At 66.8% G+C, this 17,807-nt stretch carries 11 protein-coding genes and 1 tRNA gene; 5 read left to right on the top strand and 7 right to left on the bottom strand.

The features are described from left to right. Nucleotides 1–22: 22 nt before the first annotated feature. The 3 genes from ABIC94_RS22195 to polA are packed head-to-tail and all read right to left on the bottom strand — an operon-like array spanning nucleotide 23 to nucleotide 5,083. Nucleotides 23–925: a LysR family transcriptional regulator gene (locus ABIC94_RS22195; RefSeq protein WP_354375140.1), complete on the bottom strand. Its 903-nt coding sequence runs from the start codon at nucleotides 923–925 to the stop codon at nucleotides 23–25. Between the two features lie 5 nt (nucleotides 926–930). Then, nucleotides 931–2,214, bottom strand: coding sequence for a M20/M25/M40 family metallo-hydrolase (locus ABIC94_RS22190; RefSeq protein ID WP_354375139.1), 1,284 nt, complete (start codon nucleotides 2,212–2,214; stop codon nucleotides 931–933). Between the two features lie 46 nt (nucleotides 2,215–2,260). After that, nucleotides 2,261–5,083: a DNA polymerase I gene (gene polA / locus ABIC94_RS22185; protein ID WP_354375138.1), complete on the bottom strand. Its 2,823-nt coding sequence runs from the start codon at nucleotides 5,081–5,083 to the stop codon at nucleotides 2,261–2,263. A gap of 97 nt (nucleotides 5,084–5,180) precedes the next feature. Here polA and ABIC94_RS22180 point away from each other — a divergent pair, with 97 nt between their 5' ends. From ABIC94_RS22180 to ABIC94_RS22170, 3 genes are read left to right on the top strand one after another with little or no spacing between them, the layout of a single operon-like run. Beyond that, nucleotides 5,181–5,543 (top strand): hypothetical protein, encoded by a 363-nt coding sequence (locus ABIC94_RS22180; protein ID WP_354375137.1) that lies wholly within the window; start codon nucleotides 5,181–5,183, stop codon nucleotides 5,541–5,543. Nucleotides 5,544–5,586: 43 nt separating this feature from the next. Then, nucleotides 5,587–6,633: a homoserine kinase gene (locus ABIC94_RS22175; RefSeq protein ID WP_354375136.1), complete on the top strand. Its 1,047-nt coding sequence runs from the start codon at nucleotides 5,587–5,589 to the stop codon at nucleotides 6,631–6,633. Between the two features lie 10 nt (nucleotides 6,634–6,643). Next, nucleotides 6,644–7,474, top strand: a complete 831-nt coding sequence (locus ABIC94_RS22170) for a BPSS1780 family membrane protein (protein ID WP_354375135.1) — start codon at nucleotides 6,644–6,646, stop codon at nucleotides 7,472–7,474. 45 nt (nucleotides 7,475–7,519) lie between these two features. On the opposite strand, the gene ABIC94_RS22165 is transcribed toward ABIC94_RS22170, so the two are convergent. From ABIC94_RS22165 to ABIC94_RS22155, 3 genes are all read right to left on the bottom strand, one after another. After that, a complete protein-coding gene (locus ABIC94_RS22165) occupies nucleotides 7,520–9,067 on the bottom strand; it encodes a DUF3999 domain-containing protein (RefSeq protein ID WP_354375134.1) in 1,548 nt (515 codons plus the stop codon). Beyond that, nucleotides 9,064–12,885, bottom strand: coding sequence for a DUF2339 domain-containing protein (locus ABIC94_RS22160; protein WP_354375133.1), 3,822 nt, complete (start codon nucleotides 12,883–12,885; stop codon nucleotides 9,064–9,066). The genes ABIC94_RS22165 and ABIC94_RS22160 overlap by 4 nt, the downstream gene beginning before the upstream one ends. Nucleotides 12,886–13,019: 134 nt before the next feature. Beyond that, on the bottom strand, nucleotides 13,020–15,428 hold the full coding sequence (locus ABIC94_RS22155) for a UvrD-helicase domain-containing protein (RefSeq protein ID WP_354375132.1): 2,409 nt from the start codon (nucleotides 15,426–15,428) through the stop codon (nucleotides 13,020–13,022). Between the two features lie 205 nt (nucleotides 15,429–15,633). On the opposite strand from ABIC94_RS22155, the gene ABIC94_RS22150 reads away from it, so the two are divergent. Continuing rightward, nucleotides 15,634–16,611, top strand: a complete 978-nt coding sequence (locus ABIC94_RS22150) for a GMP reductase (RefSeq protein WP_354375131.1) — start codon at nucleotides 15,634–15,636, stop codon at nucleotides 16,609–16,611. An 11-nt stretch (nucleotides 16,612–16,622) separates the two neighbouring features. Here ABIC94_RS22150 and ABIC94_RS22145 read toward each other — a convergent pair whose 3' ends face one another. Further along, on the bottom strand, nucleotides 16,623–17,489 hold the full coding sequence (locus tag ABIC94_RS22145; RefSeq protein ID WP_354375130.1) for an alpha/beta hydrolase: 867 nt from the start codon (nucleotides 17,487–17,489) through the stop codon (nucleotides 16,623–16,625). A gap of 101 nt (nucleotides 17,490–17,590) precedes the next feature. Between ABIC94_RS22145 and ABIC94_RS22140 the strand changes: the two genes are divergently transcribed. After that, nucleotides 17,591–17,666 (top strand) — tRNA-Ala (locus tag ABIC94_RS22140). The last annotated feature ends 141 nt before the right edge of the window (nucleotides 17,667–17,807 follow it).

Raw genomic sequence — 17,807 nt, 5'->3', positions numbered from 1 at the left:
CTTGGCGGACGGCAGGCCGCCCTCAGTTGGCCTGCTCTATCGCTTCGCGCATGCAGCGCGTAATGCCGCGTACCGCCACTGAATCGGGCCGCCCCGCAAAACGCAGCGCGCGTACCGGCACCGGAATGTGCGGTTCCAGCGCCAGTACCTCGACCTTGGTGCTGTCGGCCGAGCGTGCAGTGCAAGCATCGACCAGCGCCACGCCAAGCCCGTGGTGGGCCATCGACAGGGCTGCGTGGTAGGTCTGCACCGTGACCACCGCCTGCTGGAAGCCGACGCCCGCCTGGCGGCAGGCCTGGCTCAGGCTGGTGCCCACCGGGTCGCGGCTGTCGAGGCCGATGACCGGCCGGTCGACCAGGTCATGCAACGCCACCGAACCGTTGCGCACCAGCGCGCGCGGAAGCATTCCCTTCGGTGCAATGCACACCATGCGCGTGTCGGCCAGCGTTTCCTGCGTGAGCGAGGGATGCACCGCGGGGCTGAAGACAAAGCCCACGTCGGCCTCTTGCAGCAACAGCGCCGACATGATCTGCGGCGAGTGCAGCGACTCGACGGTAATCGCATAGCCCGGGTGCTTCTCGCGAAACGCCTTGAGCGCGCGCGGCAGCACCTCGTAGCTGAGCGCCAGCACGCTCAGGATGCGCAGCTCGCCGGTGTCGCTGCCCGCGCGCAGGTTGGCGGCCAGGCGCTGCACCTCGTCGAGCTGCGCGAACAGCCGCTCGATGTGCGGATACAGCGTGAGCGCCTCGGTGGTCGGCGAGAGTCGGCCCTTGGCGCGCTGGAACAGCGGAAAGCCCAATTGCAGCTCGGCGTGCTGCAGCGTGCGGCTCACCGCCGGCTGCGTGATGTTGATGAGCCGCGCCGCCGCGCTCACGCTGCCCGTGAGCATGATGGCGTTGAAAACCTCGATGTGGCGCAGCCGCATGGAGCTCAGTTGCCGATCTTGTTGCGCGAGAGATCCATCACCATGCGGGTAGCAAGATAGAGCCTTGGCTCGATCGAGTCCAACAGCACGTACTCGGCATCGGCCGAATGCGCCCCGAAGCCCTGCAGGCCGAAGCGCTCGACGACCGGCGCCTTGGTCTTGAGCGCGGCAAAGGCGGCATCGGTGCCGCCGCCGGCCGCCTTGTCGTCCGCGCCCAGCGGCCGGCCGACTTCGTCCTTGTAGATCTGCTGCGCATGCGCCGCGAGCGCGCGCGAGGCGTCGGTGGCTTCGAGCGGCGGACGGCGGCGCTCGAACTTCATCTCGACCTTGGCCTCGGGAATGAGCTGCTTCTTCACGCGCTCCTGCACCTGCTGCTCGATGCGGTCGTAGTCGCTCACCTTCAGCACGCGCACGTCGGCGCTGGCGGTTGCGCTGGCCGGAATCACGTTGCGGTTGCTGCCCGATTTCGAGATGGTCCAGTTCATCTTGAGCCCGGTCGACGGGTCGGACAGATCGCGCATCTGCAGGATCTGGTGCGACAGCTCGTACAGCGCATTCACGCCCAGCTCGGGCGCAGACCCCGCATGCGAGGCCTTGCCCGTGACGTTCAGCGTGACCGATGCAATGCCCGCGGTGGCGAGCGAGAGCTTGTCTTCCTTGGCCGAAGCGGCTTCGAACGAGAGAACCGCGTCGTGCTCGCCGCCGAGCCGGGTAATGAGCGCGCGCGAAGCCGGCGAGCTGATTTCCTCGTCGCCGTTGATCAGCACGGTGAGCGTGCCGTATTCCTTGAACTTCAGCGCCTGCAGCATCGCGACCGTGTGCGTGATGACCGCAACGCCTTGCTTGTCGTCGGAAATGCCCAGGCCGTAGGCCTTGTCGCCTTCCACGCGGAACGGCTGCTTGCCGAGCATGCCCACGGTGTAGACCGTGTCCATGTGCGCGATGAGCATGATCTTCTTCTTGCCCGTGCCCTTGAAAGTGGCACGCACGACGCGGCCCACCTTCTCGGGCGTGTCTTCCATGCGGTAGGCCTCGGCGCTCGGGTCGATCAGTTCCACCTCGCCGCCCATGGCCTTGAACTTCGCGGCGATGAGGTCGGAAATCTTCTCGAGTCCTTCAAGGTCGCGGCTGCCCGATTCGATCGAGACCAGCTCCTTCAGCGTCTCGAGCAGCGCGGGCTTTTCCTTGGCAGCCAGCGAGGCGATGCGGGCATCGGGAGCGGCCAGCGCGGTGCCGAGCCATGCGGCGCAGACGACGCCGAGCAGGAAGTTGCGGTGAGGGAATTTCATGCGTGTGTTCGCCTTTCGTTGGTCGTCTCTTCAATGAACCGATGGATCAGTGCGCCTTCTCCCAGTTGGGACCGATGCCGATTTCGGCGAGCAGCGGCACCTTGAGGTCCGCTACGCCGGCCATCAGGCGCGGGATTTCGGTGCGCACCCATTCGATCTCGGCTTCCGGCACTTCGAACACCAGTTCGTCGTGCACCTGCATGATCATCCGGGTGGCCCGCTTCTCCTCGTCAAGCACGTTCTGTACCTTGATCATGCTGAGCTTGATCAGGTCGGCCGCCGTGCCCTGCATCGGCGCGTTGATGGCCGCGCGCTCGGCGCCGCCGCGGCGCGGGCCGTTGGGCGAATTGATCTCGGGCAGGTAGAGGCGCCGGCCGAACACGGTCTCGACATAGCCATTTTCTTTCGCGAGCGCCTTGGTCTCGTCCATGTACGCCTTCACCCCCGGATAGCGCGCGAAGTAGCGTTCGATGTAGGAGGCGGCCGCCTTGGTTTCGATGCCCAGGTTGCGCGCGAGCCCGAAGCTGCTCATGCCGTAGATGAGCCCGAAGTTGATCACCTTGGCATAGCGGCGCTGTTCGCTCGACACCTGGTCGGGTGTGGAGCCGAACACTTCCGCCGCGGTGGCGCGGTGCACGTCGATGCCTTCCCTGAAGGCGCGCAGCAGCGACTCGTCGCCGCTGATGTGGGCCATGATGCGCAGTTCGATCTGCGAATAGTCGGCGCTTGCAATCACGCTGCCGGCCGGCGCAATGAAGGCTTCGCGCACGCGGCGGCCTTCGGGCGTGCGGATCGGAATGTTCTGCAGGTTGGGGTCGTTGCTGCTGAGCCGCCCCGTTACGGCCACCGCCTGCGCATAGTGCGTGTGGACGCGGCCGGTGCGCGGGTTGGCCAGCTGGCCGAGCTTGTCGGTGTACGTGCCCTTGAGCTTGGACAAGCCGCGGTGCTCGAGGATCTTTGCGGGCAGCGGATAGTCCTCGGCCAGCTTCTCGAGCACTTCTTCATCCGTGCTCGGCGCGCCGCTCGGCGTTTTCTTGACCACCGGCAGGCCCAGCTTGGTGAAGAAGATCTCGCCGATCTGCTTGGGCGAACCCAGGTTGAAGGGCTGCCCCGCGATCTCGTAGGCTTCTTGTTCGAGCGCCATGATGCGCGTGCCGAGTTCGTGGCTCTGCGCGGCGAGCGTGGGCGCATCGATCAGCACGCCGTTGCGCTCGACGCGGTAGAGCGCCTCGCTCGAATCCATTTCGAGCTGATAGATGAAGCGCAATTTCTCGTCGCGCTCGATCTGGGGCCACAGCGCCAGGTGAACGTCGAGCGTCTGGTCGCTGTCCTCGCACGAATATTCGGCGGCCTTGGCAATGTCGACCTGGCTGAACGGAATCTGGTGCGCGCCCTTGCCGCACAGGTCTTCGTACGAAATGCCGCTGCGGCCCAGGTGGCGCTCGGCCAGGCTCGCAAGCCCGTGCGGCCGGTGCGCTTCCAGCACATAGCTCTGCAGCATGGTGTCGTGGGCATAGCCCTGCACCTCGATGCCGTGGTTGGCGAGCACGTGGCGGTCGTACTTGATGTGCTGGCCGAGTTTTTTCTTCGCGGGATTTTCGAGCCAGGGCTTGAGCCTGGCGAGCACTTCGTCGAACGGCAATTGCGCGGGCGCATCGGGGTAGTTGTGCGCAAGCGGAATGTAGGCCGCCTCGCCGGGCTCGACGCTGAAGCTCACGCCCACGATCTGCGCAACCATTTCATCGAGCGACGTGGTCTCGGTGTCGATGGCGGCCAGGTCCGCGGCTTCCAGCTTTGCGAGCCAGGTGTCGAACTGGGCCCAGGTCGTGACCGTCTCGTACTTCAGGTTGCTCGCGGGCGCAGCGGCCTCGATGGCGCCCAGGTTGGACGATTCGTCGAACAACCCGCCCTGGTCGGCGCTCGCAGCACCGCCGCGGGCCGCCTGCTTCTTGATGTTTTCCTCGATCAGCTCGGGCGGCACTTCCAGCGCTTCGAGCGACTTGACCAGGCTCTTGAAGCCGAACTTCTCGTAGAAAGGCTTGAGCTCGGCGGTTTGCGGCGCGCCCACCGGCAGGCCTTCGAGCGAAGGCAGGCCGACGACGTGCGCGGCCAGGTCGCAATCGGTGCGGATGGTGACGAGCTGGCGGCTCAGCGGCAGCTTGTCGAGCGCCTTGCGCAGGTTCTCGCCGGCCTGGCCTTTCACCTCGGCGGCGCGTCCGACCAGCGCATCGAGCGAACCGTATTCGAGCAGCCATTTGGCGGCAGTCTTCGGGCCGACCTTCTCCACGCCAGGCACGTTGTCGACCGCGTCGCCCACCAGCGTCTGGTAGTCGATCATCAGCGATGGCGGCACGCCGAACTCGGCCGTGACACCCGCCACGTCGCGCTTCTTGCCGTTCATCGTGTCGATGATGGTGATGTGCTCGTCCACCAGCTGGCTCAGGTCCTTGTCGCCGCTGGACACGATCACTTCCACGCCCTGCGCGGCCGCCGTCTTGGCGAGCGTGCCGATCACGTCGTCGGCCTCGATGTCGGGCACGCAGAGCACCGGCCAGCCCATGAGCTTCACCACCTCGTGGATGGGGTCGATCTGGCTGCGCAGATCGTCGGGCATCGGCGAGCGGTTGGCCTTGTACTCGGGGTACAGGTCGTCGCGGAACGTCTTGCCGGGCGCGTCGAAGATGCAGGCCGCATAGTCGGCACGAACCTCGCGGCGCAGCGCCGTCATCATGTTGATCATTCCGCGGATGGCGCCGGTGGCCGGGCTCTTCGAATCGCCGGGAACAGCCCGCAGGTCGGGCATGGCGTGGAAGGCGCGGTAGAGATAGCTCGAGCCATCGACGAGCAGCAGCGTTTTCTTGTCGGTCATCGGGCCATTTTGCCGTGCCCGGCGCGGCGTTCCGAACCACGGCGGCGTGCGCCGCTTGCCGACACCTCGAAAGCGGCGCCAAGCCTACAATCCCTGCATGCCTAGCCCCACACTCCTGGTCGCCCGCCGCATTCTGCTGGCGTTGGCCTGTGCCGCCCCTTTTGCCGCCGTTCAGGCGCAGTCCGCACCTGCCCGGGCGCCTGCGCCGGCCGAGCCGCTACAAAATCAGGAGCAACCCGACGGCCGACGCAACCAGAAGGTCGAGCACATCCATACGGAAGACAGCGGCGCTTCGGTCGACGAAGTCCGCTACGGCGGCCGCACGCAGAGCATCAACGTGAAGCCCAAGGCCAACGTGCCCGGCTATGAAGTGCTGCCCAACGACGCAGGCAGCGCACGCCCGGGCTCGGCCGACTCGAACGGCAACGGCCCGCGCGTCTGGAACGTGATGAAGTTCTGACCGTGCTGCGCCTTCAATCGGCAGCGCAACGCTGAGCACCGCCATGGCAGTTTTTACCGAAGTCGAATTCGGCGAGGCAGACGCGCTCGTGCAGCGTCTGGGTCTGGGCCCCCTGCGCGAGTTGCGCGGCATCGAGGGCGGCATCGAAAATACCAACTACTTCGCGACCACCGAATCCGGTGAGTTCGTGCTGACGCTGTTCGAGCGCCTTCGAGCCGAGCAGCTCCCCTACTACCTTTGTCTCATGAAGCACCTGGCGGGCCGCGGCCTGCCGGTGCCGGAGCCCGTGGCCGACCCGGCCATCGCGCCGCCGTCAGGCCATGCGCTGACGATTCCCGCGCAAGCCCCTTGCGAACTGCTGCTCAAGGTGGCGGGCAAGCCGGCCGCGCTGGTGCAACGGCTCTCGGGCCACAGCGAACTGGCACCGGGCGCCGCGCATTGCGCCGAACTGGGCGAAATGCTGGCGCGCATGCACCTGGCGGCGCGCGACTTTCCGCGCATCCAGCCGAACCTGCGCGGCCTTGCGTGGTGGAACGAGACCGTTCCCGTGGTGCTGCCCTACATCGACGAATCGCAAGCCGCGCTGCTGCGCGCCGAACTGGCCTACCAGAACCACATTGCCGAGTCGTCCGCCTACGCGGCGCTGCCGCGCGGCCCCGTGCATGCCGACATGTTCCGCGACAACGTGATGTTCGCAACCGGCCAAGACGCTAGCGCGGCGCCGCGACTGACCGGTGTGTTCGACTTCTACTTTGCGGGCACCGACACCTGGCTGTTCGACCTGGCCGTGTGCCTGAACGACTGGGCCATCGACCTGCCCACCGGCGAACACGACGCCGAACGCGCGGACTCGCTGCTGTCTGCCTACGAAACCGTGCGCCCGCTGAATGCGTCCGAACGCGCCCTGCTGCCCGCCATGTTGCGCGCCGCGGCGCTGCGTTTCTGGATTTCACGGCTCTGGGACTTCCATCTTCCGCGCGAAGCCAGCATGCTGAAGCCGCACGACCCGGCGCACTTCGAGCGCGTGCTGCGCGAGCGCGCCACCCACCCGCACGCCATGGCGCAGTCGCTCGAGCCGCTGGCCGCCTGACCCTTAAAAAATGAAACTCAACCTCGTGCCGGCGCGAACCGGCGCTGCATGGGTCCGCCTCGGACTCAAGACCTTCTGGCGGCAGCCGCTTGCCTTCATCTCGCTGTTCTTCCTGATGATGGCGCTGATCTCGACGGCGTCGCTGCTGCCGCTGCTCGGCAGCGTGCTGGCGCCGGTGCTGCTGCCCTTCATGACGCTGGGGCTGATGGTGGCGACGTCGGTGGCCTTCACCGACAACGCCGAGGGCCTCGGCACCGCCGGCCACGCGCAGCGCCCCACCGGCTCCGCCATGTTCGTGGCGGTGGTTGCCGCCATGCGCACCGAATGGCGCTCGCTGGTCAAGCTGGGCGTGATCTCCGCGGTGTACTTCGTGCTCGCCGTGCTGCTGACGTCGTTCATCGACGGCGGACAGCTGGCCAAGGCCTACCTGCTCGACGAAGCGCTGACGCCCGAAATCATGGCGAGCAGCGACTTCCAGGTGGCGCGCATGTTCCTGATGTGCCTGAACCTGCCGCTTTCGCTGGCGATGTGGCATGCACCCGCGCTCGTGCACTGGCACGGCGTGGAGCCGGTGAAGAGCATTTTCTTCAGCGTGGTTGCGGTGTTTCGCAACTTCGGCGCCTATGCGTTGTTCGGCTTGGCATGGCTCGGCGTGTTCCTGCTCGCCGGCATCGCCATGGGCCTGGTCGCCACGGTGCTGATCGGTGTCGGCTCGGTGGGCGGAGGCGGAGCCGCCGCGGCCATCGGCAATGTGCTGATCGTGGGCTCGGCGCTGGTGCTTGCGGCCATGTCGATGAGCTCGACCTGGTTCACCTTCCGCGACAGCTTCGATCCGAACTGACCATCTCCCGGGTTGAGTTCCGGGTTTCGCCCGGAGCTTTTTTCGTCAATCGGCCGCCGCCCGGTCCTTGCGCAGGCTCGCGAAAAGCGACCACGCCATACCGGCCAGCAACAGCAGGCCGACACCCAGCGCTCCCCACAGCCACCACTTGCGCGACGGGTCAGGCTGCGTGGGCACCGGCAATTGCACGGCAGCGGCCACCGCGGCATCAACCGCTGCAACCGGCGGCGGCGGCAACGTGACGCTGGCCTGGTCCGCCGCCACAGGCTTGTTCGCGGTGTAGCCCGGCATCAGCGTGGCCAGCGTCAGGCCCGCGCCCGGCGCACCGCCCTGCACTGTGTTCTTTTCCGGTATCGCGCTCCACACCAGCGAAAACGGCGCGCCACCTTGCGCCAGGAACACCAGCGTGCGCGGCGTGGCGCCCACTGAAATCGTCGGCGGCGTCGCGCCCAGCAGGCTCACCGGGCCCGAGGTGCGAAGCCGCAGGTGCGAATAGCTGGTGCCGTCGAGCGCCAGCAGCGGCGAGCGCGCTTCGCCACCCGCTTGCGCGAGGCGATACACCACCATGTCGAGCAGTGGCACCTCGCCCGTAGTGCCCGAGGAAGAAGAAGAAGGCGCCGGCCGGCGCTGCTGGTGCCGCAAGGCGTACAGCGGATTGCGCGGCACCCGCGCCGGCTCGGCGGCAACCGTGGGAACAGCAGCGAGCAAGCCCGAAATTCCGACCTGTGCCAGCGTGTTGACGTCGGCCAGGTCGATGCGCAGGCTTTCCACCGGAAGCCCGCGCGGCAACGCATAGTCGCAATGGTCGGCGCCGCAACGCTCCGGCCTCAGCGCGCCCGGCCATTCGAGCGGCGCGACGGGTTCGACCTCCTGCACGCTGTCGATCGCCACGCCGGTCAGCGGTGCGCCGTTCTGCGGATCGCTCCAGCGCAGGCGCAGGAAACGCGCCTGCACGTTGCCCAGCTCGACCGCCAGGCGTTCGATGGTCTGGCCGCCATGGGCCAGCCGCACTAGTTGCTCTTCGTCGCCTACCGGCCGCCAATGCCGCAGGTCGTCGCTGGCCTCGAGCCTGAAGGCGAACAGGCCGCGCGCATCCGGTGCCACTTCGAAGCGCGCCTGCAGCAGGCTGCCCTTGAGTTGGCTGGCATCGATGAGCCACTGCGCCGCTTCGGCTTGCTTGCGCGCCGGTTTGCGGGCCAGCGCCAGCGAACCGTCGGGCCGCACCCTGAAGTTCAACGATGCGTCTTCAGACGTGTCGGCCGCACCTGCGGCACTCGCGGGCAGTGCAAAGATCGGCACCTCCTTCGACGTGAAGCGAGGCGCCGCGGCCTCGTTGCGCAGCCATGCGTAGGGCACCGCTGTGCCGGCGGCATTGCGCACCCGCAGGTCGCGCAGGTCGCCGTGTGCGGCATGGGCATAGATGCCGAGCGGCAGCGCGAGCCGGTAGTACGGCCCGTTGCCTTGCAAGGCAATGGGCGCGGTGGTGGCCGGCTGCGCCCAGGCCGCGCCGAACCAGGCCGTTGCCAGAGCCACGGCCAAACGAACGCACACCCCACGGACCTCATGGCGCAATGGCTTCGCACCCTGCTTCATGCGGCACCTCCTTCGGCCAACACATCTTTCTCCAATTCGTTCTTCTTCGGCGGCACGGGTGCGAAATAACCCACAAGCAACAGCAATGCGCCCACCGCGATGAACGACACGATGCGGAACAAACCGCCCCTGTCCGCCAGCTCGACGAAGAACAGCTTCAGCACCACAACGCCCAGCAGCGCGGCGCCGCCGACCCACAGCGTGCGCACGCCGCGAGAGTGGCCGAGCACCATCGCGATCACGCCGCAGATGGCCCACGTGATCGAGAGCGCCGCCTGCGTGAGCCACGATGCGTAAAGCGCATCGAAGCGCCAATCGACGCCCGCGTAGTGGTGGCAACTGCGCAGCACCGCGCCGGTCAGCAGCGCGAGGCCGGTGAAGCCGAGCACGCCCTTCGCAACCATCGGCTGCACGCGCGCGAACGAACCCCGCGGCAAGGCGCGCCACCACAGCACCAGCGCAAACAACACCAACCATTGCGCCAGTTCCAACGGGTTCAGCAACGGCACGTAGGGCAACGGCGCCGCATCGCCCGGACTCGTGCCGTTGGTGACCCAGACCCACGCGAGCAGGTAGGCCGCCACCGGCATCGCCGCGAATTCGAGGTACGCGGCGCGGTACTCGGCGACCGGCCAGCGTTGCAGCAGCACGCGCGAGCGCAGCAGCCACAGCACGGCGGCGGGCACGATGGCCCAGCCCAGCAGTTGCCAGCTCGACCACTCCGCGCCGATGCGCCCGAGCTGCCATTGGCACTCGCGCGCCGCCAGCAGCAGGAAAAACCAGAAGCCCACCACGTGGAACGGCGCCAGCGCCGCGGAGGCAAGCCAGCGCTTCTGCGCATGCAGCAGCCGCAGATGCCACAGCAAGGCCAGCGGCCAGGCCACCCAGCCCAGTGCGCTCGAGGGCACATAGACCAGCGGCGCCGCCAGGGCAACGCCGTAAGCGGCGATCAGAACGAAGCCCGGCAGCGTGGCCAGGGTGGCCCGGCCAAGCTGCGGCCAATCGCGCCGGTGCGCCACGACCGCCGAAAGAACGGAAGTGACGAGCACGATGGCCATGGCAGCCGCGGCCAGATGAGCTGCCAGCCCATTGCGGCGCAGCACCTCGCCGGTTTCGTCGAGCCAACCGAAGAGCCACCAGCCCAGCCCCCAGATCACCGGCGCCCACAGCACGGCCGGGTTGGCGCACCAGTCGTTGATCCAGCGCGTGCGCTTGGCCGTGGTGGCGCCTTCGGTGGCGCGCCGCCGCGCCTCGTCGCTCATCCAACTGCCGGCCAGCATGGCGGCGAGCCCCAGCACCACCGGCGTCCAGAAACCGAGGTGCGCGAAAGCCGCCGGCGGGGTATTGCCGTAGAAGATCCAGATCTGACCCAAGACGTACAGCAGCGCCGAGACGACCTGCAGTACGCCCGCCAGCGCGGCGAGCGGCTTGTGCGCAATGCGCAGCGCCACCCAGAGCACGACAGTCGCGGTCAGCGGCCAGAGCAGCGCAGCCTGCGCAAGGCTCACCTGGAACAGCATCGCGAGATGCAGCAGGCTCACGCCGGCGATCACCCCGATGGCATTGCCCGGCGACCACACCGGCTGAATGCCGCGCGCCAATGCGGCGCGGTGCGCCTGCAGCATCGACCACGCGGCGCTGCCGAGCAGGCTCAGTGCAATGAGGCTCGCAGCCACCGCACCCTGCCAGCCGCTTGCAAGCACCTGCTCGGCGCTGCCTCGCGCATCATCGGCCGCGCGATGCAAGGTGGCGATGAAGCCCGCCACTGCCAGCGCCTGCATGCCGAAGGTCACGAATGCCAACGGCCTGAGCTTGAAGCGCACCGCCACGGCAAAGGCGGCGGAAGCCAGCACGGCCGTTGCCGCCGCCGCCCACGGCGGCGTGAACCATTGCCACAACAGCAGCGTGAGCGCACCCATGCCGAGCCACGGCAACGCGATGCCGACCAGCGCTTCCCAGCCGTTGCCCTCATCGAGCCTGGCGCGACGGTGGATGGTCCACATCGCGAACGCGCTCACCGCCACCAGCATCGGCCCGATCACCGAGCCCTCCAGCAGCGGATGCCCCGCCGCCGCATCGAGCTGCGTGGCCTCGAGCAGCTTCCACACCGCGCCGGCGAACACCAGGAACGAGAAGGCACGCGCATACACGCGTCCCTGCCGCGCACCCAGCCAGTACATGCCGGCCGCCTCGACAGCCCACGCCGCGCCCGTCCACCGGCCTTCGAGGCCCAGCGGAATGGCGAGCGTGCCGAAGATCACGCCCACGATGGCGTAGGCCTCCGCGAGCAGCGCCAGCCCCTTCGGCTGCGTGGCGAATACCAGGCGGCCCAGCACCAGATAGAAGGCCGCGAGGGCCATGGCCGAGAAGGCGGCGCCGTATTCCCACGGCCGCATCAGCAGAACCTGCATGCCGAACGCGACCATGGGCGCGCCGAAGACGAGCGAGCTGTCGACGCGGCCCGCGCGGCGCAGCGTGTCCAGCGCGCGTGCGGCCAGCGGCTGCGCAGGCTGCACGGGTGCATCGAACAGCGTGCGGCGCGCGAACAGCAGGCCGATGGCAACGAAAAGCAGGAAGAACACGATCAGGAAGGGCTGCACGATGCCGTACTGGTCGTCGGTGTAGTACTTCTGAGCCCAGCCGGCGGCCAGCGTGAAGGTGCCGACGAAACCGATCAGGTTCAGCACGCGCCAGGCCTTGAACCAGGCGATCAGCACGATGCCGACATCGAGCACCAGCAGGTACGTGAAGAGCCCCACGGGCCGGTTCTGCCCGGTGGATGCAAGCACCGGCGCCGCAAAGCCCTCGAGCACCGCGACGATGGCCAACAGCGGCGCGTTCTGCAGCACCGCCAGCACCGCGCTGAGCACCGCCACGCCGAACAGGAAAGCGAAGCCGGCCGTCGGCGGCAGCAGCTCGTGCACCTTCATGGCCGCGAGCGTCGTCAGATAGAAGACGCCGATGCCGGCCCCCTGCAGGATCAACGCATAGCTGGTGCGCTTGCGGCGCAGGAACCAGCCCAGCGCCAGCAGGCCGGCGCCCACCAATGCCACGGCCGCATAGCGCAGTTCGACAGGCACTGTGACGCGTTCGGCCGTGTAGCGCAGCAAAAAGGCCAGCCCCAGGAACAGGATCAGCACGCCGAGCTTCACCAGCATGTTGCCGCCGAAGATCAGGTTGGCGATGGGTGCGGGCAGGCGGTCGCGCAGCGGGATTGCCGGAGGCGGCGGAGGTGGAGGCAAGCGCCGGACCGGCGGCGGCACGGCTGCGGGTGGTTTGGCGGCCGCGGGCGCCACGGATGTGGGAGCCGGTTGCGCAGGTCCGGGCGATGTGCCCGGCATCGAGGCGCGCGCTGCAGCGGCTGCGGCTGCGGCCGCCTGGGCGGGCCGTGCGACCTGCATTGGCGTGGTCGGCGCCATCTGGGGGACTGGCTGCGCGACCGGAAACGCCGGTGCATCGACAACCGGCATCGGCATCGGCGTTGCAAGACCGCTAACCGCGGGGATAGGTTGCTCATCGGCGCGCGCCGCGTCGCCCGCGTCCTGCGTCAGCCGACGTTCAAGCATGCTCACGCGCTGTTCGAGTTCGGCCACGCGCTGCTGCAGCTTCAGCATGCCGCCTGCGGGAGCAGTCGACGCGCCCGCGCCAGACGCCGATGCGGTGCTGGAAGGCTGCGCGCGTTCGGCCTCGGTGCGTTCAGGTTCGGCGGTGCTCTTCTTGCCGATGATTTTCGGCAGTGCGAACGCGCCGACAACTGCCAGTATCAGCGCGGCCGGAACCGACTCGGTCAGGGCCCCTATGAAAAGGCCGGCAATCATGCCAATGAACCACATCCTCAGCTCCCCTTGTTTTGGCGAGCATGGAGTGTACGGCGATTGCTTCTCTAGAAACCGACGGAAACACCCGTGGCTATTGCAATCTCAGCTATTTGTTTAATAGCACCGCAGCAGCGTTACACCGGCGTGAGCTTGGCCACCGACAGCGCGAGCCACTTCACGCCATGCCGCGTGAACTTGACCTGCGCGCGCGCATCGTCGCCCGCGCCTTCGAGCGACAGCACCGTGCCTTCGCCGAACTTGTTGTGGAACACCTGCATGCCCGAGCGCAGGCCGTGCGAGGGTGCGGTTTTCTGCGGCGGCACCGGCGGGCTTGCAAAGGTGTCCTTGCTGCCGCCGCCGTAGCCGCTACCGCTGCTGTAACCACCACCGCCGCCACGCGTGCTCGCATAGCCGCCGCCGTAGCCGAAGGCCGATGGCGTGAACGCCTGGTTCTTCGGCGTGAGCCATTTGAGCGCGCCTTCGGGCAGCTCTTCGAAAAACCGGCTCTTCAGGTTGTAGCGTGTCTGGCCGTGCAGCATGCGTGTTTGCGAATGGCTCAGGTACAGGCGCTTGCGTGCGCGGGTGATCGCCACGTACATCAGGCGGCGCTCTTCCTCGAGGCTTTCGAAATCGCTCATCGAGTTTTCGTGCGGGAACAGGCCCTCTTCCATGCCGGTGATGAACACGCAGTCGAACTCCAGGCCCTTGGCCGCGTGAACCGTCATCAGCTGAACCGCGTCCTGCCCGGCCTGCGCCTGGTTGTCGCCCGACTCGAGCGCGGCATGCGTGAGAAACGCGGCCAGGGGGCTCAGCGTTTCGCCCGTTTCGGCGTCGGGCGCGAGCGGCTCGTCGATGAGCGGCTGGTTCGCGTCGATGCCCTGGCTCGCGGGCGACTGGCGCAATTCGTCGATGGGCAGCGCCACCGCGTCGCGGCCGAAGCCTTCCTGCGTGACGAAGCTCTCGGCCGCGTTCACCAGTTCTTCCAGATTCTCGATGCGGTCGGCGCCTTCGCGGTCGGCCTTGTAGTGTTCGATGAGGCCGCTGTGGTCGAGCACCAGCTCGATGATCTCGCGCAGGCTGACACCCTGCGTCTGCTCGCGCAGCACATCGATCTTGGCGACGAAGCCCGTAAGGTTCGCCCCCGCCTTGCCGCCGACAACGCTCACCGCATCGTGCAGCGAGCGGCCGGCCGTGCGCGCCGCATCCTGCAGTTGCTCGAGCGTGCGCGCGCCGATGCCGCGCGGCGGAAAGTTGACCACGCGCAGGAAGCTGGTGTCGTCGTCCTTGTTCTCGAGCAGGCGCAGATAGGCCAGCGCGTGCTTGATTTCGGCGCGCTCGAAGAAGCGCAGGCCGCCGTACACGCGGTACGGCACCGAGGCGTTGAAAAGCGCCGTTTCGATCACCCGGCTCTGCGCGTTGCTGCGGTAGAGCACCGCCATTTCCTTGCGGTCGAAGCCGTCGCGCACGAGCTGGCGCATTTCCTCGACCATCCACTGCGCCTCGGCCAGGTCGGTGGGCGACTCGTACACGCGCACCGGTTCGCCCGGGCCCTGGTCGGTGCGCAGGTTCTTGCCGAGCCGCTTCTTGTTGTGGCTGATGAGCTCGTTGGCCGAATCGAGAATGTTGCTGTAGCTGCGGTAGTTCTGCTCCAGCTTGATCTGGTGCTGCACATCGAACTCGCGCACGAAGTCGGCCATGTTGCCGACGCGCGCGCCGCGAAAGGCGTAAATGCTCTGGTCGTCGTCCCCCACGGCGATCACGCTGCTCTGGCCCGGCGTGAACTGGCCCGCCGCGGTGGTGCCCGAGAGCATCTTGATCCACGCGTACTGCAGGCGGTTGGTGTCCTGGAACTCGTCGATCAGGATGTGGCGGAAGCGCCGCTGGTAGTGCTCCCGCACCGGGTCGTTGTCGCGCAGCAGTTCGTAGCTGCGCAGCATGAGCTCGCCGAAGTCGACCACGCCTTCGCGCTGGCACTGTTCTTCGTAGAGCTGGTACAGCTCGACCTTCTTGCGGTCGTCGTCGCTGCGGATCTCGACATCGCGCGGGCGCAGCCCGTCTTCCTTGGCGCCGGCAATGAACCATTGGGTCTGCTTGGCCGGAAAGCGCTCGTCGTCGACGTTGAACTGCTTCATCAGCCGCTTGATGGCCGAAAGCTGGTCTTGCGTGTCGAGAATCTGGAAGGTGGAAGGCAGGTTGGCCAGCTTCCAGTGCGCGCGCAAAAGGCGGTTGCACAGGCCGTGGAAGGTGCCGATCCACATGCCCCGCACGTTGACGGGCAGTATGGCCGTCAGCCGCGTCATCATTTCCTTGGCGGCCTTGTTGGTGAAGGTCACGGCCAGGATGCCGCCGGCCGAAACCTGGCCCGTCTGCAGCAGCCAGGCGATGCGGGTGGTGAGCACCCGCGTCTTGCCCGAGCCGGCGCCGGCGAGGATGAGGGCATTGCCCGCAGGCAGGGTGACCGCGGCGCGCTGCTCCGGGTTCAGGTTCTGCAGCAATGGCAGTTCCGAGGGGTTGGCATCAGCCGCAGGTTCGTTAAACAACATCCGTCGATTGTAGAAACCAACCCGTATGCGGGTTATACGAAGAACTGGAAGACCCGCCGCGGCGAGACTGCGTAAAATCAATCACCGGGCCCAAGTTTCTTGCGTCCGGTTTTTTGTGGGCGTTTTCTTTCGAGAAGCACCGCAAAGGCCGGCCGGACCAAGCGCTCATTCGTTCTTCTCAACGATTCCTCTCAGGAGCCTGGTCATGCAAATTTTCGATTACGACAACATCCTTCTGCTGCCGCGCAAGTGCCGCGTGGAAAGCCGCTCGGAGTGCGACGCCAGCGTGACGCTGGGCGCGCGCAGCTTCCGTCTGCCGGTGGTGCCGGCCAACATGAAGACGGTGGTCGACGAGCCGATCTGCCTCTGGCTGGCGCAGAACGGCTACTTCTACGTGATGCACCGCTTCGACCTGGACAACGTGAGGTTCGTCAGGGAGATGCACGGCAAGGGCGTGTTCGCCTCGATTTCGCTGGGCGTGAAGAAGCCCGACTACGACACGGTCGACCAGCTGGCGGCCGAGGGTCTGGTGCCCGAATACATCACCATCGACATTGCGCACGGCCACGCCGACAGCGTGAAGAACATGATCGGCTACCTGAAGCAGAAGCTGCCGGGCTCCTTCGTGATCGCTGGTAACGTCGGTACACCCGAAGCCGTGATCGACCTGGAGAACTGGGGCGCCGACGCCACCAAGGTCGGCATCGGTCCGGGCAAGGTGTGCATCACCAAGCTCAAGACAGGTTTTGGCACGGGTGGCTGGCAGCTCAGCGCGCTCAAGTGGTGTGCGCGCGTGGCCACCAAGCCGATCATCGCCGACGGCGGCATTCGCGACCACGGCGACATTGCCAAGAGCGTGCGCTTCGGCGCGTCGATGGTGATGATCGGCTCGCTGTTCGCGGGTCACGAAGAATCGCCCGGCAAGACCGTGGAGGTCGACGGCGTGCTCTTCAAGGAGTACTACGGCTCCGCCAGCGACTTCAACAAGGGCGAGTACAAGCACGTCGAGGGCAAGCGCATCCTCGAGCCCATCAAGGGCAAGCTGGCCGAGACGCTGGTCGAGATGGAGCAGGACGTGCAGAGCTCCATCAGCTACGCGGGCGGCCGTACGCTGATGGACATCCGCAAGGTCAACTACGTCACGCTCGGCGGCGACAACGCGGGCGAGCACCTGCTGATGTAGCCCCGTCCGGGTCAGGCCTCCAGGAGCTGTACCGCGTCGCGATGCAGCCTGTGGGCCGGATCGGCCAATGCATCGACGATGCTGAAGTGGTTCAGTCCGGGAAGCGTTTCGCACACGGGCACGGTGTTGCGGCCCCAGGCCTCGCGAATCAACGCGTTGTGGCGAATGAACTCCTCGCTTTCTTCGCCTCCCACCACCGCATGCAGCTGGCCGCGCGGGGGCGCCGGCCACAGCGCCGGGCTTGCACGCAGCGCGTCCGCATCGCTGAGCTTCAGCACGTTTTCCAGGAACGGCGTGCGCTGCAGCGGCCGAAGGTCGTAAAGGCCCGAGATCGACAGCGCATTGCGCACCAACTGCGGCGGTAGGTCGGGCGAGACAGACTTCCAGGCACAGGCGAGCAGCGAAGCCGCCATATGGCCGCCGGCCGAATGGCCCGCCACCGTGATGCGCGACGGGTCCGCACCGAAGCTGGCGGCGTTCCGCCATGTCCACTCGAGCGCACGCACCATCTGCATGAGGATGCCCGGCACGGTCACAGGCTGCTCCGCCGTGCCAGGACACAGCGCGTAGTTGGGCACCACCACGCACACGCCGCGGTCGTTGAACCCGGGCGCAATGAAGGAATGGTCGCGCTTGTCCATCGCGCGCCAGTAGCCGCCATGGATGAAAACCAGCACCGGCGCACCGGGTACGGGGGCAGGAAAGATGTCGAGCGTTTCGTTGATGCCCTTGCCGTAAGGCACATCGATGCGGCTGGGGAGACTTTCCCTCGCGGCTGCGGAATCGCCGGCCCAGCGTGCGAAATACGCGGGGTGGTCTTTCACCCGCGCGAGATTGTTGTACATGCCTTCCAGCCAGGCGGGTTCGTACGAGGCCATGCGGTTCCTGCTTCCTTCTTTTTTTGGGGAGCGCGCATCTTGGCGCAACTCGGCCTGGCGCGTGCGCTCCAGGAGGTGTTCTGGTTAAAATCCGGCGTTGTGGGGGGGTAGCTCAGCTGGGAGAGCGCCGCGTTCGCAATGCGGAGGTCGTGAGTTCGATCCTCATCCTCTCCACCATTTCACCAGCAACGACGGGCCTTCGTGGCCCATTTCTGCTTCTACCCACCATTGAACCCGCCAAAGATACAAACTCCGAAACTCGATGCGGACGTGATTGCTGAAGACCTCCAACGCCTCATCGACGAGCACACGCAGGAG

The organism is Variovorax paradoxus (genome assembly GCF_040544635.1).
GTDB classification, from domain to species: Bacteria; Pseudomonadota; Gammaproteobacteria; order Burkholderiales; family Burkholderiaceae_C; genus Variovorax; species Variovorax paradoxus_R.
Note: the sequence above shows the minus strand (reverse complement) of the source record. Positions and strands in the feature narration are given on the sequence as shown.